We start from the raw sequence: 24,836 nt of genomic DNA on the forward strand, positions 1-24,836 counted from the left end.
GATGGCGTTACCGATCGTCATCTTATCTACTGGTATGATCACTCTACCACATTGGCAAGAGAAATCATCATCCGCTTGTCATTCCCGGCGGACAGCCGCCGCATTTGGCTCGGATTCCAGTGTGCCGTCGTCGTCGGTGCGGTCGACGGCGGCTCGGCGCGACAGCACTTGCCGGCCGGCCAGCGCCAGAACGAAGATGACGACGATGCCTTGCACGATGTCCTGCGCACCTGGCGGCAGGCCGACGATCTGCATGGTGGTGACGATGAGGATCAGCAGGATACTGGCGAACAGCGTGCCGACGGCGCTCGCCGAGCCGCCAAAGATCAGCGTGCCGCCCAGCACCACCGCGGCGATCGACTGCAAGAGATAGGGCTGGCCCATTTCGAGGAAGGCGCCACCTATATAGGCGCCGAGCAGCAGCCCATTGAGCGAAGCCAGCACCGACGAGATGATGAAAGCCGAAGCGATGACCCGGTTGTTGCGGATTGCGGCCAGCCGCGCGGCGGTGCGGTTCTGGCCGACCGCCGACAGCAATTGTCCGAAAACCGTGTAGCGCAGTACGAAGGAGGTCGCGGCCACGCCAACGATGGCGATGGCGGCCATGATCGGCACGCCGGCAATGCGGCCCGTCGCCAGCGTCTTCAAGAGCGGGCTCACGGCGAAGCCCGCTATGGCGCGGTTCGATAGCAGTGTCGCGGTTGCCAGTACATAACCTGTCGCCAGCGTGGCAATGATGGCCGGTATGTTCAGCCCGACGACGAGCAGCGAATTCAACCCGCCGATCGCAAGGCCGAGCAGGATCGCGGCGCCGACGCCGATGGCAAGGTTGGCGTCCTGGCCCTTGATCGTGAGCAGCGCCACGAAGGCGCTGAGCGTGATCACCGAGGCCACCGAAAGGTCGATATTACCGCGCCCGGTGGTGACGACGAACATCTGGCCGATGCCGACGACGGTCAGGAACGAGGCCGACAGCATGATGCCCGACAGGCTGGAGAGGCTGAAGCGGTTGGTGACTACGGAGAGCACCAGCCAAAGCAAAAGCACGCCGATCGCCGACCAGACCCAGCGGTTCTTCTGTGCCCAGAGGCTGAAGGCGACGAGGCCGTTCATTGTTCGCTCCTGCGGTCTGCGATCAGGCTGCGCAGCGTCAAAAGGGCGATGAGGATCAGCCCTTGCGTTGCCGCGTTGAAGTCGCTGCTCACGTTTAGCGTGCCGAGCAGGGCGCCGATCAAGGCCAGTGTGACCGCGCCGGCGACAGTGCCGACCGGCGAGATGACACCGCCCAGCAGCGAGCAGCCGCCCATCACTACGGCGGCGACGCTGAGCAGCGTGAACGAATTGCCGGAATTGATGTCGCTTGCCGTGTTGATCGCCGTCAGCGACAGGCCGGCGGCAGCGGCGAACAATCCGGCGACGAGGTAGCGCACCAGGGCATAGCGCGTCGGCGACCAGCCGGAGCGGATCATGGCGGTTGGATTGTTGCCGAAGCCGCGCAGCACCACGCCGAGCGGCAGCCGGTCGATCACCAGCACCACCAGCGCGACGGCGGCGATGAGGATGATGGAGGTGGGCAGGAAACCCACCGACCAGCTGAACATCGCCGACAACCATTCGGGGCTGGTGCCGCCCGGTGTCGGCTGCAGCGCGTAGCCCAGTCCCATCCAGATGAAGGAGGCGCCGAGCGTGACGACGATGGCCGGGATCTTGCGCGCCTGGATCAGGCCGCCAAGCCCAGCATAGGCGGTGACCGCCGCCGCCAGCGCCAGCGCACCGAGCCATGGCTGATCGTAGAGCAGCGTGGCGGAGAGCACACTGACCAGACCAGCAAAGGCGCCGACGCCGAGATCGATCTCGCTGCCGCCGACGATGAACATCTGCGCCGCCGTCACCAGCACCAGGGACAGCGCCGGCATCAACAACAGGTCGAGCCCGAAGATCGAGGCCACCGCCGGGTTGGCCGAGATCATCACTGCCAGCACGGCGGCGACGCCGATGAAGGGGGCCGCGTTGACCAGCCGGCGGGCAAGGCCCGCGCCGGCGGCGCTGCGCCCCGGGCCGGCACAGGTGTCCGCCTGCTGGGCAAAGGATGCGCCGACGACGGCCGATTCCGTGATCGCTTCGCCGCTCAATTCCTTGACGATGCGCCCGCCTGAAAACACCAGCACGCGGTCGCAGGCCAAAAGCTCGGCGTCTTCGGTCGTGTGCCAGACCAGCGTGCGACCACTGTGCGCGATCTCGTTGCAGAGCCTGTAGAAGTCTTGTTTCGTGGCAATGTCGACGCCGCGCGTCGGATCGTCGAGCAGCAGGATCGGCGTGTCGGCGACGAGCGCGCGGGCAACCAGCGCCTTCTGCTGGTTGCCGCCGCTGAGTTCGAGGATGTTGGAGCCGAAGCGTTTGTCGTCGAGCCGCAACCGGCCGGCTGCAACGCCCGCCGCCTCGCGGCAGGCGCGTTCCGAAACAAGGCCCAGTGCCGGACGGCGGGCAAGGCTGCCGATGCTGATGTTTCCAAGCACGCTCCACAGCGGGAACACGCCTTCCTTCTGGCGGTCGCCGGCAATGAAACCGGCATCGCCGCTCCTGGTGATCGCGGTTCCTCCGGTAGAATCCGGCTCGAAGATAGCGTGCAGCAACTCCTTCTGGCCGCTGCCCTCGAGCCCCGCCAGTCCGATGATCTCGCCGCGGCCGATCTCGATATCGCGGCCGAGTCCGGCGGTCAGGGAACCGGACAATTTGACCAGCGCCTCGCCGCTGCTGGCGGCGACGGCGCTGTGCTGGTGGATTGAATTGGCGTCGCCGCCCATGAGCTGCACCAGTTGGCCGATCGAGGTGTCGGCGACATCGCCGCGCCAGGCGGTGCGTCCGTTGCGCAGCACCATCACCTGCGTGGCGATGTCGATGATTTCCTGCAGCTTGTGGCTGATGAAGATGAAGGCGAAGCCGGATTTGGCACGCTCACGGATAAAGGCCCGCAACTGTCTGGAGCGGTCGAGGTCGAGCGAGGAGGTCGGCTCGTCGAGCACGATCAGCTTGACGCCGGGCGTGGCGGCGGCGCGCGCGATCTCGACCATCTGCCGCTCGGCGATGGAGAGATGGCCGACTTCGGCGTTCACATCGATGCCGTTGGCGTGAAAGACGGCGTCCAGCGCTGCGCGGGCGCGGTCCCTGTAGAGTGCGCGCCAGCCCGGCCGGTTGGCCGCGTCGCCGGGTGTCTCCAGGAAGAAGTTCTCGGCGACTGAAAGGTTGGCGCACAGCGACAGTTCCTGGTGAACCATGCGGATGCCGCGCCTTTGCGCCTCCGCCGTGTCATAGGCGCCGAAGCTCACGCCCTGTCCGGCGAACGAAATCGAGCCGAGGGTCGGCGACGTCGCCCCGCACAGGATGCGCATCAGTGTCGACTTGCCGGCGCCGTTGCCGCCGACCAGGCCGATGATTTCGCCGGCCGAGACGGAGAGGTCGATCCGCGCATTCGCCAGCGTCGGCCCGAAGCTCTTGGTGATCCGCGACAGCGAGACGACGTTTGGCCTGGTGTCGGGCACCGTAGCGGCCGCGCCCTCCGGATCGGTTACGGCAAGATGGGACATTCGTCCTCCGATTCTTACGGGCAGGGACCGGGCGCGGCCGTTTGGCGGTGCCCGGTCCCTGGCAATGGCAGCCTTACTTGCTGAGCAGGTTCTGCTTGACCCAGTCGAGCGAATAGGTAGGGCTGATGATTTGGCCGCCCGGCAGCTTCGCATACTCCTTGAGGTTGCTGGCATCGACGGTCGCCACCGGCATGATCATCAGCTTCGGTGCCTTGCCGCCCTTGAGCAGCGACAGGCCGAGCCAGAACGCGGCGCCGCCAATGCCCGGCGTGGTGTTCATCGAGACCGTCTGGTAGCCGTTCTTGGCATTCTCGTCGGCCCACCATTTGACGAAGTCGGTGCCGCCGCCGCCTTCGATGATCGGCATCTTGCCGGCATAATCGCCGCCATACTGGACGAAGGCCTGGGCGATGCCGACGTCGTCGCTGCCGCCCTGGCCGAGTACGGCGTCGACATGTGGCAGCGAGGGCAGGACATTGGCGATCGCCGCCTGCGCGACCGAGGCGGTCGCCTGGCCGTAGACGGTGGCGACAACCTTGATGTCGGGATATTTCGCCAGCACCGACTGCTGCGCGTTGAACATGTCGTTGTCGGGCGCCGAGCCCTTCACGCCGCGCACTTGGATGACGTTGCCCTTGCCGCCGATCATCTTGAAGACGGCTTCGGCCTGGGCCGCCTTGTAGCCCTTGAAGTCGAAGTTGAGCTGGTAGTTGCAGGGCGCCGAAGCAACCGAATCGAAGGAAACCACGATGATGCCGGCCTTGCAGGCCTTTTCGATGATGCCGTTGACCGCGGTTTCCGAGGCGGCGTCGACGGCGAGCACGTCGACCTTCTTGAGGATCAGTTCGGCGATCTGGCTGTTCTGTTGCGCCACCGAGCCATCACCGTTCATGACGACGTAGTCGGCGATCCGACCGGCCGCCTTGGCTTCCTTGGCCGAGGCCTCGAAAGCCTCCACCATCTGATGCCGCCAGGTGTTGCCGTAATAGGCATTGGCGAGTGCGATCACCGGTGCGTTCGGCGACGCCATCACCGGCAAAACCGAAACACTGGCCAGCGCGGCGCCGGCAAGCGCCGCCACAATTGAAAACTTCATGATATCTCCTCCCAAAAACACCGGCCGACCTGATCGGCTCGTCTGTTCATTCCGTGACGGTGGCTCTTTCCGAAAGACACCATACCATCTACATATTATACCAGCATACCAAGTAGGCAAGCTTTTTGCTGCTCTTGTCGGACCGCTGCTGGGCGTAGGCCCGCCAATGCGTTGAATTGGCATGTCGTCCGGTAAGGGACCCCCGAGTCCGAGGGCCAGGTCGAGACTTCCAGCGTTCCATGCCGCTATCGCCATCCCGATGCTGTTGCGCTGTCATTCCGCTTTCGTGAAGAGTTTCGGGCGTGAAGAATTTCGGGCGCCGGCAGGCGTACGAAAGTCCCCGAGGAAGGAACCCGCTGCACGGTTGCGATCAATAAAAGTGACTTGGAGGCGGTCAGCGCATTGCTTAAATCAGATTCCAAGATATACAGGCGCAATTTCGGATATGGAATTCGTATAGACTGGCCAATCGATGAGTCGCAATTTTTTGGTGATCGAACCTGAGGAAGGCATGGCCGTCCTCAAGGGGCTGGCCTCTTCGGCGCGCATCTCGATGCTGAAACTGCTGCATGAGAAAGGGCCGATGAATGTCAATGACATCGCCGCCCTGCTGTCGCTGCCGCAGTCGACGGTCTCGACCAATATACAGGTGCTCGAGGATGCTGGCCTGATCCGCACCGAGAACCAGAAGGCTAGGAAGGGCAGTCAAAAGATCTGCTATCCGACTGCTGAGGAAGTGCTCGTGGTCTTCAAGAGCGAATATCGTTCGCTCAAGAACGACGCGATCGAAGTGTCGATGCCGATTGGGCTCTACACTGGATTCGAGGTCACCGCGCCCTGCGGTCTCTGCTCGCCGGACGGGATCATCGGTCTCCTCGATGTGCCCAACACCTTCCTCGATCCGGACCGCATGAAGGCTGGTCTGTTGTGGTTCACCCGCGGCTTTGTCGAATACCAGTTCCCCAACAATGCCAAGCTCGCCAATGCCGAGATTACCGAACTCGAACTGGTGACGGAGCTGTCCTCGGAAGTGCCTGGCACCAGCGCCGATTGGCCCTCCGACATCACGCTGACGATCAATGGCGTCGATGTCGGAACGTGGACGTCACCCGGCGATTTCGGCGACAAGCGCGGCGTCTTCACGCCTTCCTGGTGGAAGCTCAAGGGCTCGCAATATGGCAAGCTGAAGAACTGGCGAATCTCCACCGACGGCACCTATGTCGACGGTGTCAGGATTTCAGAAACCAGCCTCGCCGCCCTCGACCTCAAGGGCCATCATTCAATCCGGGTCCGTATTGGCGTCAAGGACGATGCCAAGCGTCCCGGCGGCATCAATATTTTCGGCAAGGGATTTGGAAATTACGATCAGGACATCCTGCTCAGGATCAAAACCCATTGATATCATCAAATCGGGTCCCAAAAATAACGCAGCGATTTCAATACATTGATTCCATTTACGACCGAGACTGTCGGTGAATTGTCAGACTTTTGGTGGTTTTTCGCTTGACGAATGGATCCTGCTTCCCTTTGATATCAAGTAAGATGATTTAAATCATCATTTGTGATATTTAGGGAGGAATGCATGAGGGCAGCCATAACGGCGCATCCGCACTATGTCGTCTCGGAAATCGATCCGAGGCTCTACGGATCCTTTATCGAGCATCTGGGGCGAGCGGTCTACACCGGCATCTATGAGCCCGGCCATCCGACGGCAGATGCCAACGGCATGCGTCAAGACGTCATCGATCTCGTCAGGGAACTCAACGTTCCGATCGTCCGCTATCCCGGTGGCAATTTCGTGTCCGCTTACAATTGGGAGGACGGTGTCGGCCCCAAGGAAGAACGCCCGGTGCGCCTCGACCTCGCCTGGCACACGTCGGAAAGCAACGAAGTCGGCCTGCATGAATTTGCCAACTGGTGCGCGTCCGCCAACACCGAGATGATGCTTGCCGTCAATCTCGGCTCGCGTGGCCTCGATGAAGCCCGCAACTTTCTGGAATATACCAATCATCCAGGCGGAAGTGAGTGGAGCGACAAGCGTATCGCCAACGGCCGCAAGGAGCCCTTCGACGTCAAGCTGTGGTGCCTCGGCAACGAAATGGACGGCCCCTGGCAGATCGGCCACAAGACCGCCGACGAGTATGGCCGCCTGGCCCATGAGACCGCCAAGGCCATGCGCGCTTTTTCCAAGTCGCTCGAACTGGTCGTATGCGGCTCTTCGAATGCCAGGATGCCAACCTATCCTGAATGGGAGGCGACCGTTCTCGACCATACCTATAACGAGGTCGACTATATTTCGCTGCACATGTATTTCGACAATGAAGCCAATGATGCGCCGAATTATCTCGCGATGAACGAGAAGCTCGACGGCTACATCGTCTCAGTCGCCGGCGTGATCGACTATATCAAGGCCAAGAAGCGCTCCAGCAAGCAGGTCTACATCTCGTTCGACGAATGGAACGTCTGGTATCATTCCAAAGAGCAGGACAAGAAGATCCTTGGCGGCAATGACGGCTGGCCCTTCGCCCCACCATTGCTCGAAGACATCTACAATTTCGAGGACGTGCTGCAGGTTGGCCTGATCCTCAACACCTTCATCCGTCGATCCGATGTGGTCAAGATCGCCTGCCTGGCGCAGCTGGTGAACGTCATTGCGCCGATCATGACCGTTCCGGATGGCCCGGCATGGCGCCAGACGATATTCTATCCCTATCTCTATGCCTCGATCTACGGTCGTGGCAATGCGCTGGATCTCAAGCTGGACAGCCCGACCTACAAGTCCACCGTCGCGGGTGAGGTTTCCTGCATCGACGTGGCCGGCGTGCATGACACCAAAACCGGCCATGTCACCTTCTTCGCCGTCAACCGCCATTCGAGCGAGGCGATCGAAACCGTGATCGACATCAGCGGTTTCGGTGCGGCTGACCTCGCTGATCACCAAGTGATAACGCACGCGGATTTGAAAGCCGTCAATTCGGCCGGGAACCCCGGCAATGTCGGGCCCAAGAGGGGGGAGGGCGCCTCGGTGGCTGGCGGCAGACTGAGCCTATCGCTGCCGACCTATTCCTATCAGATGATCCGCCTGAAACTCTGATCTCGGGCGGACCATCGAAAAGTGCATGCGCTGAGGAGGAGCGTCGACGTGACGGCCGATATCGAAATCAGGAATGTGAGCAAGCATTTCGGTGCCATGGCGGTGCTGGAGGATCTGTCGCTGTCCATCAAGGCACGCGAATTCATCGTGTTTCTCGGGCCGTCCGGATGCGGGAAATCGACGCTTCTGCGAATGATCGCAGGCCTCGAAACTGTTGATAGCGGCGAGATCGCCATCAACAACGAGCGTATCGATCATCTGCCGCCGGGTAAGCGCGGCATTGCCATGGTGTTTCAGTCCTATGCGCTTTATCCGCATATGAGCGTGCGCGACAACATGGCCTTCGGGCTCGAGAATATCGGCATGTCGCGCGAAGTCATTGACGCGCGGATCAACGAAGCCGCCCGCATTCTCGAGATGGCTCACTTGCTCGAGCGCAAGCCGGGCCAGCTCTCGGGCGGCCAGCGCCAGCGCGTCGCCATCGGCCGTGCGATCGTAAAGGAGCCGAAGGCGTTCCTGTTCGACGAGCCGCTCTCCAATCTCGATGCGGCTTTGCGGACCCGCACACGCATCGAACTTGCCCAGCTTCACCAGCGCTTGCAATCGACAATGATTTTCGTCACCCACGACCAGGTCGAGGCGATGACGCTCGCCGACCGTATCGTCGTCATGAACAATCGCAGGATCGAGCAAATCGGCTCTCCCATGGAGATCTACGAACGCCCCGCGACCAAATTCGTCGCAGGCTTCGTCGGCGCACCGGCGATGAATTTTGTCGAGGCGACAGTCGACAGATCGGCTGTGAACGCCACGGTCAGGTTTGCGGACGGAATGTCGGTTCGGACCGAGATCGCCTCCAGCCAGTTGACCGGTGGCAAGCACAGCTTCGGCATCCGTTCGGAAGATGTCCGCATCGTTGCTGCAGGGCAGGGCAATACCGACGGCGTGGTCGATGTGCTCGAGCGGCTCGGCGAACGCACCTTGATCTACGCACGGCTGGGCGATGGCCAGCAGATCGTCGGCTCCGATGTCGGCAACAGCCGCGTCGCCGTCGGCCACAAGGTCGGGCTAGCCTTCGATGGCCAGAAATCGCATCTGTTCAACGAGACAGGCCGCGCCTGGCACGCGAGGGAGGCCTGACGTGGCCGACGGTTTGACGATCCCGCGGACCTCGACGCCGGCCGCCAGCGTTAGGGCCCCAAGCGTCGATATCTACGCGCCGCAATGGCGAAATTTCATTTTCGTCGCACCATTCCTGTTCTTCTTCACGACGCTGCTCATCTTCCCGCTCCTTTGGGGGATGTGGCTGAGCTTCCACAAGGCCGACACTTTCTCATCCGGAAATTTTGTCGGTCTCGGCAACTATATCAGGCTGTTTAACGACAAGGTGTTCCTGCAATCGGTCTGGAACACCTTTTACTTCGTGCTCCTGACGGTGCCGACGCTGGCTCTGATCGGCCTTTTCCTCGCGCTTTGCCTCAACCGCCGCACGCGCACTGCCGCTGTGCTGCGGACCCTGTTCTTTTCCTCCTCGGTGCTGTCGGTTACCATCGTCACACTGATCTGGCGCATCGTGTTCATTCCGAATGTCGGCCTGCTGTCGACGATCTACGGATGGTTTGGTGCCACCGCCCCAGCCTTCATTTCCGATCCAAGCCTTGCCATGATCGGTATCGCCATTGCCACTGTCTGGTGGTGCATCGGCCTGCCGATGATGCTCTTTCTCTCGGCCCTGCAGCAGATCCCGCAGGATATCTACGAAGCGGCGGCCCTCGACAATGCCAATCGCTGGCAGACCTTGCGCTCGATCACGCTGCCGTCGATCAAACGCACTTTCGTCCTGGTGATCATCATCCAGATCGTGCTGCAATTCCAGCTGTTCGGCCAGGCCTGGCTGATGACGCGCGGCGGTCCCAACAACCTGACCAAGCCGATCGTGCTCTATATCTATGACACCGCATTCCGCCGCTGGGATCTCGGCATGGGTGCCGCGGCATCGGAAATCCTGTTCATCCTCATCCTGATCGCGGCCATGGCCCAGTACCTCGTCGCTCGCAACAAGGCAGACCGGGCATGAGTGCTCCAGCCACTTCCATCAAGGGGCGGGCATTTGGCGACCGCGTGTTGTTGGCCCTCGTCATCCTGCTTTCGATCGTCATGATCGCCCCGGTTCTGTGGGTCATCGGCCTGTCGCTCAAGGAAAATGCCGAGCTGATGGCCGATCCGAATTCGGTGTTTCACGCGCCCTACACCCTCAAGAACTACCTCAACACCATCGGCACCTCGTCGGTATTCCTCTGGGTGGGCAACAGCATCGTCGTCTCGGGCGGATTGACACTCGGCACGCTGGTTTTGTCATCGCTCGCCGGCTACGGTTTTGCACGACTGAACTTTCCCGGCCGAAACGTCCTGTTCGTGATCGTGCTCTTCGGTCTGGCGGTTCCGGAACAAGCCGTGCTTGTCGCCCGCCACCAGATCTTCAGCATACTGAAGTTCCACAACACCTATCACGGGCTCATTCTCCCCGGCCTGTCGGCTTCGTTCGGCGTCTTCCTGATGACCCAATATTTCAAGGCCATCCCGAAGGAGCTGGACGAAGCCGCCATGCTGGACAATGCCAGCCGCTTCAGGATTTTCTGGAAGGTGCTTTTGCCACTCACGGTGCCTGCACAGGCAACCCTCGGCATCTTCACCTTCCTTGGCGCGTGGAACGACTATTTGTGGCCGCTGATCTCGGCAACCAAGAAGGACATGTACACGCTGACCGTCGGTATGGCTTCGACACAGACCAATTTCGCCCAGTCTGAAGGCATCGGCTTTCTGATGGCGCAGGCGGTGTTCGCCGGCGCGCCGATCCTCATCGTCTACCTCTTTTTCCAGAAATACATCGTCACGGCCGTCTCTGGCGCCGCGGTCCGATAACGAAATTGCCCGACTGCAGGCGGCGGGGAGTGCGCCGCGGCGATGGAAAGCATGAAGCCAATCCAGGGTGGAGAGGCGGAAACTCAGTAGGAGGAACTGATATGAAAATGCAGAAAATACTGTTTGCCGCGGTCTCCGCGGGGGTAATGATGCTCGCCAGCCCGAGCCTTGCAGCGACGGAACTGACCGTGCAGCGCTTCTTCGGTGCCTGCGATGCCAATTTCGGCACCAACACCGATGTAGGCAAGGCCGTCGGCGAATGCGGCATCATCACCTCGCTGATCAACAAGTTCAACGCCGACAATCCCGACGTGCACGTCAATGTCACCACCGTGGAATGGCCGGGCTATGACCAACTGACTGCGCAGTTCGCTTCGGGCGATGCTCCAGACATCGTCACGATCCACGAATCCGCGCTGTCGGACTATCAGTCCAAGGGCCTGTTGATGCCACTAGATGACCTCTTGAAGTCCGTCGGCGTCGCACCTGAAGCCTTCACGGACGCAGCGCGCAACGGCGCCACCAAAGACGGCAAGATCTATGGCTTGCCGATCGACAGCTGGACGATGCTCTATCACATCAATATGGATCTCTTCAAACAGGCCGGTCTTGTCAATGCCGACGGCACTCCGATGCTTCCGAAATCGCCTGAGGAACTGCTCGCCCAGGCCGAACAGTTCAAACAGAAGACCGGCAAGCCCTACTTCGTTCAAAACCTGGCCAATGAGACGGCACTCTACACGCGCAACCTCTACACCTATCTCTTCCAGCAGGATTCCGACTTTTTTGCTGATCCCAAGCATGTGAAGCTGAATACGCCGGAAGCCAAGAAGGTCGTCGAGATGTACAAGGCGATCTTCGACAAGGGCTACACCACCAAGGACCTCGACTACGGCGGCGCTATCAACGCCTTCCTTGCCGGTGAGGGTGGCGTTCAGCTCAACGGCACGTGGGTTGTCGGCGACAACAATGCCCAGTCCGAAACCAAGGGCACGGCGCTCAACAAGGGCGGCTACGCGGTCTACCCGTATCCGCAGCTGTTTGGCGGCGCCCATGCGCAATATGCCGATGGCCACACCTGGGCAGTCTCGCATAAGGACCGCACGCCGGAACAGACCGCGGCTATCGGCAAGTTCCTGAAGTTCTTCGCCGACAACGATTTCGAATGGTCGCGCACCGGTCACCTGCCGGCATACAAGGCCATCATCACCTCGGACGCCTTCAAGGCGCTGCCGCATCGCAACACGATTGCCGCCATCTCCGATCTCGGCAGGCCGCTACCGTCAGCGGTGCAGCGTCAGTTTGCGATCCAGGACATTGTCGGCGAAGAGATGAGCGCCGCAATCACTGGCCAGAAAGACGTCGATGCCGCGCTTGCGGACATGGAAAGCCGAGTCAACGAATTGCTCGCCAACATCTGACCACGGGTTTCCGGGAAGTTATCCCGACGCCCCCGCGGCTGGAAACAGTCGTGGGGGCCCATCTAGATCAATGACATAGCTGGTCTCAAAACAATCGAGCGGGAGTGAGGGGAGGGTGTTGTTAGAAAAATTCCTATCGATTCAGCGGTTTACACGCGATCTCGTACTGACGCCCTATAGCTAGACGCTTAGGCGACGAAGCGGACCACGCCACCATCCACGCGCAGAGCCGCGCCAGTGGTTGCGGAGGCCTGCTCTGAGCACACGTAGATGATCATGTTGGCGACCTCGTCGGTGGTCGCGAACCGCTGGATGAGGGTGGTCGGACGCATCGCCTTCAGGAAGCCCTGCTCGGCTTCTTCTTGCGTGATTCCGGTTGCCTCAGCCTGCTTGGCCATGAAGTCACCCAGGATCTCGGACCGGGTAGGTCCCGGCAGGACGGCGTTGACGGTGACACCCGTGCCCGCGACCGCCTCGGCAAGACCGCGCGAGACCGCCAGCTGCGCGGTCTTGGTCATGCCATAGTCGAGCATCTCCTTGGGAATGTTGACTGCGGACTCGCTGCTCACGAACACGACGCGGCCCCAGCCCTTCGCCACCATGCGCGGCACGTAGTGGCGCGTCATGCGCACGCCGCTCATTACGTTCAGCTGGAACAGGCCAAGCCAGTCCTCGTCGGGGATCTTGGCGATGTCCTCGACGCTGTTATAGTCCCGGATGTGAGCCGTACCGACGTTGTTCACGAGTATATCGGCGTCGGGCGCTTGCGCGAAGAATGTGTCGGCGCCCTCCGCGGTCGACAGATCGGCGGCGACGCCGGAGATCTCGCTGTCCGGGAAAGACTGGCGCATCTGCCGCACCGCCTCGTTGACCCGGGCATTTCCACGGCCATTAATGACGACCGACGCCCCGGCACGAGCTAAACCCTCTGCGGTGGCGCGCCCGATGCCTGCCGTCGACCCGGTGACGATCGCCGTGCGGCCCTTGAGTTCGATATTCATGTCATTCATCTCCAACCTTGGCCGGCACAGCCATCGCTGCGCTCAATGAGTTAATGCCTAGGCGGCAGGGCCGCCCAAGCATCAGGATAAACGGGCTAACCTGCCTTTTTCGCGACTTCCGCCTCCGCCGCGCGTGCGAGGCTTTCGACCCATTCCTGGTGATAGCGGTAGAGCGCACCGGGATGCTTGCGTCCGAGTTCCTCGAGGAACCAGGGGCCTTGCTGTGTCTCCTCGGTCAGCACATGGCAACCATCGCTCGTGGGAGTGATGACCCAGCCGTGGTACGCGCTCGAGCCGGTCGCGTCGCCATCGACGGTCGTCGCCCACGCAAGCCTGCGGAAGGGCTCGCATTCCGTCACGACCAAACTCATCGGGAATCCAACCGTCACCCGGCTATACTTGGTTCCGAGCGCAAGTTCCGGATCGTCGGTCAGAACCTTGACCTGATCCTCGGCCGGAAAGTAGCTCGACCAATTTTCGGCGTCGACAAGCAGCTTCCAAACCACTTCAGGGGGCGCCTTCACGTCGATGTCGTTGAGCGCGTAGAGAGTCGACGTTCCCGGATCATACCGCTCGGGCCAAATTACATGGTCGTACACCGGTCATTGCTCCTTCTTGAACAAATCCTGGAAGATGAGCTGGCCCCAAACGCGGCCGCGTGCGTGCACCAGCGCGCCACCCTCGCTGAGCTTTCCCAGCTTGACGGGTGCGAACCCGAGTTGTTTGGCCAGGGCCCCCACGGGACCAATCGCGTCCTCATCGTCGCTCGACAGAAAGACGACCCGGTGTCCGCCCTCGACGGTCGGATCGGCAGCCAGGGTGGCCGCAATCAGGTGATTGAAACCTTTCACGAACTTGGCGCCGGTGAACGCCTTCGCGACGAAGGCGGAGGACGGGAGACCGTCCAACTCCTCAGGGGGAACTAACGCGTTCATCGCGTCGATGACCGTCTTGCCTTTCCAGCTCGGCAGGGCCTTCGCAACCTCGCGATGCTCCCCGAACGGGACCGCCAAGATGATTGTGTCGGCCTCGAGTGCATCCCGCAGCGACTTGGCGACGACCGTGGGTCCAATCGCCCGAGCCTGCGGCGCCAGCGCCTCGGGCGGCCGGCGGCTCGCGACGGCCACTTCGATGTTTTTACGGGCGAAGGCGTGGGCGAGGGCCTGGCCTATCTTACCGAATCCTACAATCGCATAGCTCATAATACTTCTCCGATCTGTGTTGATATTGGCTCCCGGCCCTCAACGGCGCCGGGTTATCCGTTCTGCTTTATGGCGACCTTTGCGTAGACGTCCCGTCGTGAACGACTCCGGCGCGGCCGGACCGACCGTTCAGCGCGGAAGTCGTTCGACCATGGACACGCTGGTTCCCGCCGATCAGCCGCTTCCCGCGATCCGGCGCGATTTCAGATGGCCGAGAAGCCTCCGTCGACAGACAATTCCAGCCCATTCACGAAGCTCGAATCGTCTGAAGCAAGAAACAGCGCGGCCGCCGCAATTTCCTCAGGACGCCCCATCTTTCCCCGCGGGATCAGGGATTCGAACATCTGCTTCGCCTCCTCGGTGAGAACTTGGTCCTGCATCGGTGTGGCGATCGGCCCCGGGTGCAGCACGTTCACCCGGATATTCCTGCCCTTCAGTTCGTTGAGCCACCCGCGTGCGAATGCGTGCAACGCCGCCTTGCTCGCCGCATACACGCTGTAGCCGGGAAAACCTTTCAGCGAAGCAACTGATCCGGTCATGAAGATCGATCCGCCATCGTTGAACAGCGGCAACGCCTTCTGAACCGTGAACAGCGTGCCGCGCGTATTCAGGCCGAAGGTCGCATCGAAATGCTGCTCGGTAATCTCGCCCAGTGGGACGGCTTCGCCCGTGCCGGCGCTCGCATACAGGACGTCGATCTTGCCCTTTTCCCGCTTGACTGTATCGAACAGGCGGTCGAGGTCGTCGAGATTGGCCGCATCGCCGCGCACGCCGGTCACGTTCCGGCCAATCAGCATGATGGCCTCGTCCAGCGCCTCCTGCCTCCGGCCCGTGATGAAAACGTAGGCGCCTTCTTCGACGAACCGCTTGGCGCTCGCCAGCGCCATGCCGCTCGATCCACCCGTGATGACTGCAACCTTACCTTCAAGCTTTCCCATGACTTCTCCTTTCGTGGTGTCGAGACAGCATCTGCCTCCGAGGACCTCGAAATGGGTCCGCTGGCGTCAGTTGGTGAGTGCGGAAACGCGCACATCGGTGGTGCAAAATCGATCCGGCTGGACGACTGACGCCAGCCGCGCGACAATCAGTTTCCGCCATTCGGAACTGGGCGGCGCTCGTTGACATAAGCTATGATGACCGCCGTACTGCTGTACGATGCGTTGGATACGGGCTTTGGAAGGCGCACCGCGCGGTGCGGGATTGCACCATGATCGACTGGGATGACATTCGCCACTTTCTTGCCGTGGCACGCGGTGGCTCGGTGCGGGCTGCCGCCGAGGGCCTCGGGGTGTATCACTCGACCGTGCTGCGACGCATCGCTCAGCTCGAGGAACGCCTCGGGGCTCGGATGTTCGAAAAGCTGCCTTCGGGCTATCGCCTGACGACTGCGGGCGAGGAGGTCCTTGAGCTCGCGAACCAGATGGAAGCGTCGTCGCACCAGCTGGAGACCCGCGTTTTCGGGCGCGACCAGAGCGTGCGCGGGCTTCTGCGGGTGACGTTGGCTCCGACCCTCGCGACACACCTGCTCATGCCGGACTTCGCCGAGTTCGCGCGTCTGCATCCGGACATCGAGATGGAAATCTCATCGTCCGGCGAGCTGGCAAATCTGACCAACCGAGAGGCCGACGTGGCGATCCGCGTCGTCTACGACCGCAAGACCCTGCCGCTCAATCTTCACGGCCTGAAAGGGCCGGAGCTGTTCGGCCACGTCTACATGTCCCGCGATCGACTGGCCGCATGGCGTGCGGGCGCGCCTGATCCCATCCGGTGGATCGTCATAAGCATTCATGGAATTCCGGATTGGGCCAGCGAGGGTGAGGTTCGCACGACGGGGGTTCCGTTCAGGACCACGGATGCCGAGGCGCAGATCGTTGCTGTACGGCAAGGGCTCGGGATCACGACACTGCCGTGCTTCGTCGGAGATGCCGACCCTCTGCTGGTGAGGGTGCCGGGCACCGACTTGCACATGTACGGAACGCTCTGGCTTCTCACGCAGGGGGAGACACGCAAGACGAAGCGCGTGCAGCTCTTCACTGAGTTCGTATCCCGCAGGCTCGCCGCATACGCTCCGCTTCTCGCGGGGCTGTCCATATCGCGCGACTGACGCCCGGCAGCTCGCCGGCGACGCTTGCCGTAATGCGGAGAACTCCCAGGAAATAGACCGACCGTCTTTGAAACCGAGCAGATCGAGGATCGCCGAAATTCTCCTCTGAATTCAAGAGCAAGAATTTCCGACGGTTCCGGATACGGTTCTCCGTCGTCAGCGGAAAGATTTTCCTCGATGGATCAACCGCGTTAACATGCCTTACCGCATGTCGCGGCGAATAGGATTCGCTCAACCTGCTGTAAGCTTCTGGTTTCCTGCATGTACCGAGGACACTTCCGGGCGACATGCTTTAGAACAATCGAGTGGGAGTAGGGGAAAGACTGCGGTACAGTCCTTTCAGCGTTACATGACACACCCGGTCTGAGGCCGGACCGATGGAGCTCGGCGCTCACTTTCACTTGAACCGTTGCGTACGCAATAAGACCTGCAAGCGGCGCGGCAGTTGCGGCGAGGCGTGCAATTGCTTGCAGCTGTTCTCCCATTGCCGGAGATATTCGGCGATCGGAATACTGGCTCGGCCGGGCCAGCGGTTGAGTGCGCCCAGCGCCTCGACGCAGTCCGGCGCGCGGTCGTATTCGGCGAGGATGGTCAAGGACATCGCCTGGGCGAATGGATTGAGGGCGGGCATTTCGATTTCGCCGCGATGGTCGGCGAACCACGCAGCGGCGTCGCGCGTGAGCCCCTGGCTTTCAGCGAGGGCCGCATAGCGGTCGATAATGTCCTGGCGATACCGGGCGATGGCATCGCCGAAGGCGTTGTCGCCGACGAAGGGCGGGTTCTCTTTCCAACTCTTCGCCAGGCGCCCCAGGCCGCGCAGAGAGAATGCCTCGACTGTCGCTTCCTCGAGCCACTGGCAGGGCGGCGCCGGCTTGGCGTTGGCCTGCCAGCTGTTGGCCATGACGTGGCCGAGCTCGTGCCCGAACTGGTAGGCAAGCTTCGACCAGTCGCGCTCACCGATGTCGACGATGATCCACGCCATGCTACTGCCGTCCGGATGCAGCCAGACGGCCGGCGTACCTGAAGTGTGCTCGTCGACACGCAGCCGCGTCGGCTGGCGGTCGGACAGCAGGCGGACCCCATCGAGGCACGAATGCCGCATGCGCTCGACGACCTGATCAGCCGCGCCCTCAAGCATCCGGCCCCAGTCGCCGGCAAGCTCGATGGGAGCGGTGAGGAGGGTTGGCTGCGGGCCGGCCGGGGATTGTGGGGGAGACATAGCCGCGTAACCTTTCCGCGAGCGACTCCACAGTGTAGCTGGTGCCAAGCTAGTAGCCAATGAGAGGGCAGCTAGTATGCCAAACTGTCGCCTGTTCGTCAGCTGATGCTCCTTGGTCCGAACATACATCAAGGTGTAGAAGCAGCGCGATCGGGAACGTCCCTAGATTGTTGCTTCTCAAACTTTCCGTGGCACAACAATTGCTGCTTGACGCCCATCGCAGGGCGTGCCGCAACTCCACAACCGAACAACGCTTACGGCGTGTGTAAGTTGCTATGTTGCCTTCGCAGCCGCGACGAGCATTTGAATCGGTAATGGCACTGGGTTTTTCTCATGCACCGATTTGCGTCATGTCCCACAGACACATCGCCTTCGATGCGTAGTGTTCTTCCGGCATGAACAGGAGTGGCAGCGGCAATGAGAATGGCGGTTGCTGTAAGTTGAGAAATCCGAATCCACCCGTTTCCCGTGCAATGTCCTGTGCCGACGTTGAATGGCTTGAGGTGAACAGCCAGCGCGCGCCGCATTTCTTGAAGTTGCGTAGCACGCGCCAGATATCGGGCTCGGTCAGATGCTGCAGACAGTCGCGTGAAAAAATGAGGTCGACGTTCGGCAGTGGGTCGGCAGCCAGATCGAGGACGTGGAATTCGCGGTTCGCGTATCGCATGCGATTGGTTTCGATGACTTCCGGAACGATATCGCAACCGATATAGTGCGTTTTGCCCATGTCGACGAAGCGCATCCAATTGAAGTCGCCGCAAGGCGCATCGAGCATGGACTTCACATCCAGTGCGCGGAAAAGCATCGGCAATACAGTTCGTACGCGATGCGTCGTCGCGTGCGCAGAACCGAGTCCGGAGCGCGATTCCGCGGAGCCCCACTCATTGCTTTGGTAAATGCGCGCGAAGGCTTCGCGGGAATCCTCGGGAGTGCTTTGCGTCATCGAATGCACCTCATCGACGCCGGCGACGTGCTCACTTACAATTCCAACTGCATTGTAAACGGAAATGTCGTCTGGCACTGGCTGGAAAGGCAATATGGCACTGTGCGACAAATTACAACGAATTCGACGTCGGCGCGCGTTGATGCGGGCCAGCGCCATCGGCGTGGAACTCGTTTCCCAACCGCCTTACCTGGGTCAATCCCACCGGCGTCAAATATCAGGCGGATGAACTGGCGAGACAATGGGCTATTGGCATAAGGGAGCGACGGTAAAGCCGTCTCGTCAATCGTGATTTGCAACCTCGGAAACCCTCCACCACACCGCACAGCCATCGATTGGAATTAATGGCGAGGTAATACCCTCTCTAGCCCGGAATTCATCTACAGCTTGAGCGCATGGAGCGAGAAAGTAGTCGTCAACAACTACAAATCCACCATACGATAGCTTGCGATAAAGCGCGTCGAGAGCTTGAATTGTTGATTCATACATGTCTCCGTCCAGCCTGAGAATCGCCAATTTTTGTATTGGAGCATTAGGGAGCGTGTCCTTGAACCAGCCTTCAAGGAAGACAACTTGCTCGTCAAGCAAGTCATATCTGCGGAAGTTTTCTTCTACGTCCTTCCGGGAAATCGCCAGGTGGGTATGCGTGTGGTGGGTGTCCCCAGCGTCCGCCGCATAGATTTCCGGGCTGGGGGGAGGAAGGCCCGCGAAACTATCAGCGACAAAGACCCGGCGGCGAGTATCGGCGTATGAGGCAAGAATGCCTCTCATAAAAATACATGCCCCGCCGCGCCAAACTCCGGTCTCGATGAAGTCGCCAGGAACATCATTTAAGATCACAGTTTCGCATAAATGCCGCAGATTCCGCATCCTTGCTGAGCCAATCATGGTTTGGGCCAGTCCTGGCCAATCCCGACCAAGAGCCCGCCTGTTCGGATCGTATTTCCCACCCGTCCACGGATCAATGGGCGCGTCGCCATATAAGGTTCCGGTCAGCGATGCTTCCAAAACATTAAGATATCTATTTCGCATTTTCATTGCGGCGGTCAAGAAATCATGACTGTTATTCAACGCTCGTGTCCTCCTTAGGAAAGGGTCATCACAGCAAGCCAAGCTCGAGAAGCAAGCAGCTTGCGTCGAATTTCACGCACGCCCATCGCCTCTCATTTGGCGCCCATGGGCACGCTCAGCCTCGGTTAGTTGCCGCTTGCGCAGCACCACGTGCATCTCGTCTACCGCCCGCGGGCCGCGCAAAATCTCGTCATGTGAAACACCCCGTTCTGCCAGTTCGCGGCCAAAGGAACTGTAGTGAAAGGTCAGCTCAATCAATTCGAATCGAGCTTGGGTCCATCCCAGATACCAGTACCAGTCACAATAGTAGAGCCAACTCCGTTCATTAAAGGCGTGTACATGGGCAGGGTCTTGCCAAGCGCCGTATGATAGATCGTATGGCACGGTTATTTTAAGTACACCGCCGTCAGTCAATAAATTCAAACAGTTTTCCATAGCTAAAACAAGATTAGGAATATTCTGCAGGACATTTGAAGCTGTTATACTCGAAAACAGCTCAGGCTTGAGGCGAACCGCGCCAAAACGCGATGATCTAAATTCTCGGGTCAATAGGTCCGGATCTGATACATCAGCGACAATATCAGGATTCCATTGGCCGCTAATATCGACATTGAGCAAGTGTGGATCATACATCTTGCCACTGCCGATCGCCACATCCCCCGGAAGGCGTGGCAAACTGCTCCAGGCCAGTGCTTCAAGGAGTATTTTTTTGGCGCTGCGTTGGCTAAATGCCTCGAAGCCTGCTGCTGCTACTTTATGACGTCGAACTGGGTCGTTAACTAGCGCCTCAGTTACATCGACGAGGTTCTCGTAAGTGGCTGCAACAAAGGCGCCGTCCAAATCGGCATCCACCTGTTCACCTGCGTTTACTTCGCTTACTACAACGCGCTTGTTCGCCAGAAGATCGAAAATACGAATAATCTCAAGCTGCCCACTATCATAGAAGTGCAAATTAAGTACCACTCTTGATCGCGCGATTAGGCCGTCAAGCCGGTCGCCGAATACGTTGTACACTGCTTCAACGTGTAGCCCGCGCGAGCGCATTTCATCAAGTATTTTAGATCGCCTTTCGTTGAAAGAACCATAGAATAGAACGTCTATATCTTCGTTCGTATCGATGATTCGTGAAAGACTGCGAACATAAAACGGCCGTAAATAATATACGTCTCGACTTATTATCGCAGACAAAAATAGTGAATTGCTACTGCTATAATCCCACACGGGAAATCGACGAAGTATATTAGTGTATTCGTTCGACATCCAGTTCGATGTGTGATTTTCAACATTAAATATGATGGTATTAATTGGCAAATTGGCTAGGCCAGCCTCCCCGTACAGGTTAGCACCAAGTACGATCGCCTGGCCGCCGAATCCCTGCGGCAATTCATGGGCGATATGAGTTTCGATGGAAATCTCACGCAGCCCATCGGCGAGCATCTGAATCAGGCTTGCGAGCACCTTCACCATTCCTGGGTGAACGAGAAGAGTGATGTGACCTGCGATATTCACGCCGTTCTCCCCGAGGGATTGGTATCTTACCTGCTACCGATGCTTGCCTGCGAAGGTTCTGGTTTTCGCCGGCCTTAGCACCTGATCGAATATGACTCGTCGCGTCGACATTGGCGTGCGACAGCATCGAGAGGCGGGCTTTGTCAGGAACTTGCGCGTCGGGCTATGGCGGTCCGTTGTGCTTCCAAATGACTAGCTAGCTCAGCTCTCGGTGATCTGCGTCTGTCCGGTCTGACGCCTGCTTGTCATCATGGATAACGAGTGGTGGCATGCAGACGAAAGCCTTCATCGAGTCATATGCGGCGGACATTGCGCAATCGATGCCATGATCCTCTATGACTACTCCAGTTCCAGGAAATGGAATAAATCTCTTTCGCAAGGGTAGACATTCTTCAAGAAGCACTTGAGCTCCCCTTGGAGTTATTGAATAGGCCATCGAACCAAAGGAATGGATCAGCCCGATAAGAGATCGTGGATAGCTTGCAGATTGAAATCGAGCAGGATTTTGTTTGTGTTGTAGGTCGTAGAACTCCAGCTTGGCTTTGGAAAAATCGAAGTTCAACCATAGGAATAGAGGGTCATAATTGAATCCCCACTTTACCACATCCCAGTTCGCTGGGACCATGGATAGGATTCGGTTCGACTCCTCAAAAAAATTAAACGATGAGTAGACGTCGTCCTCGAAAATGGTAATTGGCCGCTTCTCGGCTACCGCTAACTTCCACAAGTTGATGTGGGATAGAGCACATCCCAATGCGCCCGGCAGATACCCGCAATCCTCAGCAATCACTCCATCGTCCACCAAGGCTTGCAAGGCCGACCGATCGAGGGATGCTCCATCGACGGCCGACACGCGAATTGTTTTGTTCGCCAGGTGAGGATTCCTGCCTTGATATTTGCGCCAGCGCTCAACGCTGCTGTCCAAGTTTATGACATGAATTTGCGGCGGCTCGACAGGTCGAGCTGGCATCGTCCCGGAGCCCGAGAGGGTGATGCCAGTGAATGCGGGGGTATCGCCCGCGCCGTGCAAAAGCGCTCGGGCGCGCTCGATGCCATCACTCACATGGTATTGGCCATCGCCGAAGGTGATGTAGCCATAGACTTGTCGGTTATCCATATACTGGACGACGCCGGCCTTCCTGGCGCTGTCGGCAAAGATGACGTACTCGTACCGGGATGTGGCGTCCTCATATGTCAGTTCGATCAGCACGTCGGCGCGGATAAGATAGGTGCAATGCACGAGCGGCATCTCGATAATGCCGCGCACATGGCGGTTGAGCACCCAGCCATATTGATCGCACTGCATATAATAGCCGTTCGCATCGATCTCGGCGTGATAGTTCGAATAGTATTGGCCGGGCGAGATGGAGCGAAGCAAGGGAGCGACGATTGGCAAGTCGAGCGCGACAAGTTCCCGCAGCGTGGCCGGTCGCACGAAATTGTCGACGTCGACAACGAAATAGAAATCGCAGCCGTGCTGGAGAGTTTTCCGCAAGCTTATGTTGCGGATTCGACCGAGCACTCTGAAGCGCGTCTCGTTCCATTCGTGCTCGCCAAACTGCTCCACACGATCGGATACGTCTGAGGCATCGAACTCAACCGCCGCATAGAGGTGGCCCACACGCTCTACCCATTCGCGCAATATGTGCTCGGTCCTGTCGGTGTTGTTGTTCGTCCTGATGTAGAGGGCGATCGACTCCTTCGGGTAGTCGAGCGCCTCGATGCACTCAAGGTAAAGCGGCAGTGCCGGCTCCTTCTGCTTTGCCAAGATTGCTATGAGGACGCGTGGGGTGCCCTTGATGCGCGATCGCAACGAACGCTGCGGGATGAGCTTGTGCTGTTCAACCAAGCTCTCGGCGCCGAACCTGCCCAAAGCCGCTGGCTCGCCGACCTGAAGCTTGTCGGCGGCAAAGCGCGCGTTGGCCACCACGCGCTTCAGCATGTCTGCTGGCAACTTGTCGCTGGCGAGCAATTTCAGACAGGCGTCGAGCGATTCCCGGTAAGCGCCTGTCCAGTAGGCATTGACAGCAAACTCGTCGAGCAGTCCGTGGTCGTAGACCCAGGGCTGTACGAAAAGTCCAGCGGGTTGGGTAAGGCCGAGCCCTCGACGCGCAAATTCCATTCCTTCCGCATTCCGACCCTGGTGGCGGCAATAGAGGCTCGCGGCGTGAAGAGCCTCCGCGCGGGTGGGAACGATCTGCGTCGCACGCTCAAATACGGCAACGACCTCGTCGAATGGCCGTGCCAGCGCTGCCATGAGATCGCCCGCCTCGAGCAGGCTGACATAGACCTCCTCGTCCCAAAAACCCAGCTCGGCACGCTTCAGATAGTTCGCCAGCGATTTTTCACGTTCACCGCAATCCCTGTAGCTCTGCGCCAAATAGAAAGTGTATCGCGAAACAAGGAAGGGATCGGTCTCCGTTGCAAGCGCATTTTCAAGAACAGCCGCGTCGTCTTGGTACTTTCGGGGGTTTTGGCTGCGTGCTCCGCCACGCCCCGTCGCCACGCGAAATCCCTTGGCGGTCTCGCGTGTGAGATTGCCAGGAGGGGCCTCGAGATATTCGTGCAGCACGCCCTTGAACGAGAACGGCAGCCGGTTGCGGCAGATCTGCGGGCGATAAAACGAAATGCCACCATGGGACACCTCGAGGTCGTATAGATCGTGTTCCATCCGCGACTTGAACTCGATCGGATCGAAGCCGGGGTCCTGGACCACAGTGTCGTCCGCGTCGATGATCATGGCGTAGTCGACCGTCTCGACTTCACGCAGCCGGTCAAGGGCGAAGGTCCGGTTGTAGGCGAAGTTCCGCCAGGGCTCGTCGATGACTGCGCCGTTGACATCGTGCGTGCTCAGGAAAGTACGGATGAGATCCTGCGTGCCGTCCCCGGAGCCTGTGTCGACGACGAGCACATAGTCAACGAGAGGAAGCGCGCTGGCGAGGCATTGCAGGATGACCTTTGCCTCGTTCTTGACGATCATGCATAGGCCGATGGTGCTCATGCTAATCCCTCGGCGGAGCGGCGTTGGTTACACGCTGCTCGAAATTTGTTGAAGGGGGACGGTTCGCAAGACACATTCCGCGCGGCCTCGGCCATTTGCATGGCGTTTGTTGCAGAGATCGATCGCCCCTTCCTGTTCAGCATCTCAACCCTATCCATTGTTAGCCAGCGGTTTCCGTCACGGCAAGGGGGCTCGTGTTCACCCTTGCACCCGGGGGGTGCGAACAGACGTTCCCGTCGGCTCAACCGCTGACGCACAAATTCTTCCGCGACATCGAGGGTTCGACGCGAGCCCAGGGACGTCTTTAAGCCTCGGTTTTTTCAAGGCGTTTGGGCCATGCGCGCCATTTCGATCTCGGCCGAAAAGTAGTTGCTTGTCCTCAACAATTAATAAATCGTTAACTTCGTTATTTACAAGTTGCTAAATTTAGATTTTACTAATGTCTTGTGCATGGGAAGGTAGCCGCGGACCGGGCAGAGGGCCTGTCGGCTACGCAGTCTACAAGACCAGGAGAGTATCTGGAGCAAGTTACTTTGTGCGTTGAGGGCGCGCAGGGCCAAATCACTTCGTGCGTTAGGGCGCATGGGGCGTTTGTTGACGTGCTGGAGAGACGTCGTATCGCCTTGAACTCAAGGCCAGCGTTTTCCCAACCTGATATTCCCTCGCGAG

19 protein-coding genes are annotated in these 24,836 nt (G+C 59.4%); 7 read left to right on the forward strand and 12 right to left on the reverse strand.

Translation table 11 applies throughout. From position 1 onward, the window contains the following. Positions 1-78 precede the first annotated feature (78 nt). The 3 genes from FJ960_RS27095 to FJ960_RS27105 all read right to left on the reverse strand — a co-directional run bounded on the left by FJ960_RS27095 (position 79) and on the right by FJ960_RS27105 (position 4,680). Entirely contained in the window at positions 79-1,113 is a 1,035-nt protein-coding gene (locus FJ960_RS27095; RefSeq protein ID WP_140718155.1) for an ABC transporter permease, read from the reverse strand. Next, positions 1,110-3,584 carry an ATP-binding cassette domain-containing protein gene (locus tag FJ960_RS27100; RefSeq protein ID WP_140718157.1) on the reverse strand — a complete coding sequence of 825 codons (2,475 nt, stop codon included), beginning with the start codon at positions 3,582-3,584 and terminating at the stop codon, positions 1,110-1,112. Before FJ960_RS27100 ends, FJ960_RS27095 begins: the two co-directional genes overlap by 4 nt. Positions 3,585-3,657: 73 nt before the next feature. Beyond that, entirely contained in the window at positions 3,658-4,680 is a 1,023-nt protein-coding gene (locus FJ960_RS27105) for an ABC transporter substrate-binding protein (protein ID WP_140718159.1), read from the reverse strand. 472 nt (positions 4,681-5,152) lie between these two features. Between FJ960_RS27105 and FJ960_RS27110 the strand changes: the two genes are divergently transcribed. The 6 genes from FJ960_RS27110 (at position 5,153) to FJ960_RS27135 (ending at position 12,117) form a co-directional block, all read left to right on the forward strand. After that, entirely contained in the window at positions 5,153-6,079 is a 927-nt protein-coding gene (locus tag FJ960_RS27110; protein ID WP_140718161.1) for a helix-turn-helix domain-containing protein, read from the forward strand. Positions 6,080-6,262: 183 nt separating this feature from the next. Continuing rightward, on the forward strand, positions 6,263-7,774 hold the full coding sequence (locus FJ960_RS27115) for an alpha-N-arabinofuranosidase (protein ID WP_140718163.1): 1,512 nt from the start codon (positions 6,263-6,265) through the stop codon (positions 7,772-7,774). Between the two features lie 48 nt (positions 7,775-7,822). Further along, entirely contained in the window at positions 7,823-8,914 is a 1,092-nt protein-coding gene (ugpC, locus tag FJ960_RS27120) for a sn-glycerol-3-phosphate ABC transporter ATP-binding protein UgpC (protein ID WP_140718165.1), read from the forward strand. A gap of 13 nt (positions 8,915-8,927) precedes the next feature. Beyond that, positions 8,928-9,851 (forward strand): sugar ABC transporter permease, encoded by a 924-nt coding sequence (locus FJ960_RS27125; protein WP_246672980.1) that lies wholly within the window; start codon positions 8,928-8,930, stop codon positions 9,849-9,851. Beyond that, positions 9,848-10,696 (forward strand): carbohydrate ABC transporter permease, encoded by an 849-nt coding sequence (locus FJ960_RS27130; protein WP_140510395.1) that lies wholly within the window; start codon positions 9,848-9,850, stop codon positions 10,694-10,696. Before FJ960_RS27125 ends, FJ960_RS27130 begins: the two co-directional genes overlap by 4 nt. 101 nt (positions 10,697-10,797) lie before the next feature. Continuing rightward, positions 10,798-12,117 (forward strand): extracellular solute-binding protein, encoded by a 1,320-nt coding sequence (locus tag FJ960_RS27135; protein WP_140510394.1) that lies wholly within the window; start codon positions 10,798-10,800, stop codon positions 12,115-12,117. A 188-nt stretch (positions 12,118-12,305) separates the two neighbouring features. Here FJ960_RS27135 and FJ960_RS27140 read toward each other — a convergent pair whose 3' ends face one another. The 4 genes from FJ960_RS27140 to FJ960_RS27155 form a co-directional block, all read right to left on the reverse strand. Beyond that, positions 12,306-13,118, reverse strand: coding sequence for an SDR family oxidoreductase (locus FJ960_RS27140; RefSeq protein ID WP_140718169.1), 813 nt, complete (start codon positions 13,116-13,118; stop codon positions 12,306-12,308). A gap of 95 nt (positions 13,119-13,213) precedes the next feature. Beyond that, the gene (locus tag FJ960_RS27145) at positions 13,214-13,717 is read right to left on the reverse strand and encodes an SRPBCC domain-containing protein (protein ID WP_140718171.1); all 504 of its coding nucleotides are present in this window, start codon (positions 13,715-13,717) and stop codon (positions 13,214-13,216) included. Positions 13,718-13,720: 3 nt separating this feature from the next. After that, positions 13,721-14,320 (reverse strand): NADPH-dependent F420 reductase, encoded by a 600-nt coding sequence (locus FJ960_RS27150; RefSeq protein ID WP_140510388.1) that lies wholly within the window; start codon positions 14,318-14,320, stop codon positions 13,721-13,723. Between the two features lie 203 nt (positions 14,321-14,523). Next, positions 14,524-15,258: an SDR family oxidoreductase gene (locus tag FJ960_RS27155; protein WP_140510386.1), complete on the reverse strand. Its 735-nt coding sequence runs from the start codon at positions 15,256-15,258 to the stop codon at positions 14,524-14,526. Between the two features lie 269 nt (positions 15,259-15,527). Between FJ960_RS27155 and FJ960_RS27160 the strand changes: the two genes are divergently transcribed. Continuing rightward, a complete protein-coding gene (locus FJ960_RS27160) occupies positions 15,528-16,424 on the forward strand; it encodes a LysR family transcriptional regulator (protein WP_140718173.1) in 897 nt (298 codons plus the stop codon). A gap of 397 nt (positions 16,425-16,821) precedes the next feature. Here FJ960_RS27160 and FJ960_RS27165 read toward each other — a convergent pair whose 3' ends face one another. The 5 genes from FJ960_RS27165 to FJ960_RS27185 all read right to left on the reverse strand — a co-directional run bounded on the left by FJ960_RS27165 (position 16,822) and on the right by FJ960_RS27185 (position 24,167). Next, positions 16,822-17,562, reverse strand: a complete 741-nt coding sequence (locus FJ960_RS27165) for a hypothetical protein (RefSeq protein WP_246672978.1) — start codon at positions 17,560-17,562, stop codon at positions 16,822-16,824. Positions 17,563-17,974: 412 nt separating this feature from the next. Beyond that, positions 17,975-18,745: a class I SAM-dependent methyltransferase gene (locus FJ960_RS27170; RefSeq protein WP_140718175.1), complete on the reverse strand. Its 771-nt coding sequence runs from the start codon at positions 18,743-18,745 to the stop codon at positions 17,975-17,977. 123 nt (positions 18,746-18,868) lie between these two features. After that, a complete protein-coding gene (locus FJ960_RS27175; protein ID WP_246672979.1) occupies positions 18,869-19,657 on the reverse strand; it encodes a TylF/MycF family methyltransferase in 789 nt (262 codons plus the stop codon). Between the two features lie 72 nt (positions 19,658-19,729). After that, positions 19,730-21,166, reverse strand: coding sequence for a hypothetical protein (locus FJ960_RS27180; RefSeq protein WP_140718177.1), 1,437 nt, complete (start codon positions 21,164-21,166; stop codon positions 19,730-19,732). A gap of 196 nt (positions 21,167-21,362) precedes the next feature. Next, a complete protein-coding gene (locus FJ960_RS27185; protein ID WP_140718179.1) occupies positions 21,363-24,167 on the reverse strand; it encodes a glycosyltransferase family 25 protein in 2,805 nt (934 codons plus the stop codon). Between the last annotated feature and the right edge of the window lie 669 nt (positions 24,168-24,836).

The organism is Mesorhizobium sp. B2-3-11, from assembly GCF_006442215.1.
GTDB classification, from domain to species: Bacteria; Pseudomonadota; Alphaproteobacteria; order Rhizobiales; family Rhizobiaceae; genus Mesorhizobium; species Mesorhizobium salmacidum.

What these genes read in the sequence shown, in the direction of transcription:
- FJ960_RS27095 (WP_140718155.1), bottom strand. Translation starts at nt 1,113, where the DNA reads ATGAACGGCCTCGTCGCCTTCAGCCTCTGGGCACAGAAGAACCGCTGG.
- FJ960_RS27100 (WP_140718157.1), bottom strand. Translation starts at nt 3,584, where the DNA reads ATGTCCCATCTTGCCGTAACCGATCCGGAGGGCGCGGCCGCTACGGTG.
- FJ960_RS27105 (WP_140718159.1), bottom strand. Translation starts at nt 4,680, where the DNA reads ATGAAGTTTTCAATTGTGGCGGCGCTTGCCGGCGCCGCGCTGGCCAGT.
- FJ960_RS27110 (WP_140718161.1), top strand. Translation starts at nt 5,153, where the DNA reads ATGAGTCGCAATTTTTTGGTGATCGAACCTGAGGAAGGCATGGCCGTC.
- FJ960_RS27115 (WP_140718163.1), top strand. Translation starts at nt 6,263, where the DNA reads ATGAGGGCAGCCATAACGGCGCATCCGCACTATGTCGTCTCGGAAATC.
- FJ960_RS27130 (WP_140510395.1), top strand. Translation starts at nt 9,848, where the DNA reads ATGAGTGCTCCAGCCACTTCCATCAAGGGGCGGGCATTTGGCGACCGC.
- FJ960_RS27135 (WP_140510394.1), top strand. Translation starts at nt 10,798, where the DNA reads ATGAAAATGCAGAAAATACTGTTTGCCGCGGTCTCCGCGGGGGTAATG.
- FJ960_RS27140 (WP_140718169.1), bottom strand. Translation starts at nt 13,118, where the DNA reads ATGAATATCGAACTCAAGGGCCGCACGGCGATCGTCACCGGGTCGACG.
- FJ960_RS27150 (WP_140510388.1), bottom strand. Translation starts at nt 14,320, where the DNA reads ATGAGCTATGCGATTGTAGGATTCGGTAAGATAGGCCAGGCCCTCGCC.
- FJ960_RS27155 (WP_140510386.1), bottom strand. Translation starts at nt 15,258, where the DNA reads ATGGGAAAGCTTGAAGGTAAGGTTGCAGTCATCACGGGTGGATCGAGC.
- FJ960_RS27160 (WP_140718173.1), top strand. Translation starts at nt 15,528, where the DNA reads ATGATCGACTGGGATGACATTCGCCACTTTCTTGCCGTGGCACGCGGT.
- FJ960_RS27165 (WP_246672978.1), bottom strand. Translation starts at nt 17,562, where the DNA reads ATGCTTGAGGGCGCGGCTGATCAGGTCGTCGAGCGCATGCGGCATTCG.
- FJ960_RS27170 (WP_140718175.1), bottom strand. Translation starts at nt 18,745, where the DNA reads ATGGCGCTGGCCCGCATCAACGCGCGCCGACGTCGAATTCGTTGTAAT.
- FJ960_RS27185 (WP_140718179.1), bottom strand. Translation starts at nt 24,167, where the DNA reads ATGAGCACCATCGGCCTATGCATGATCGTCAAGAACGAGGCAAAGGTC.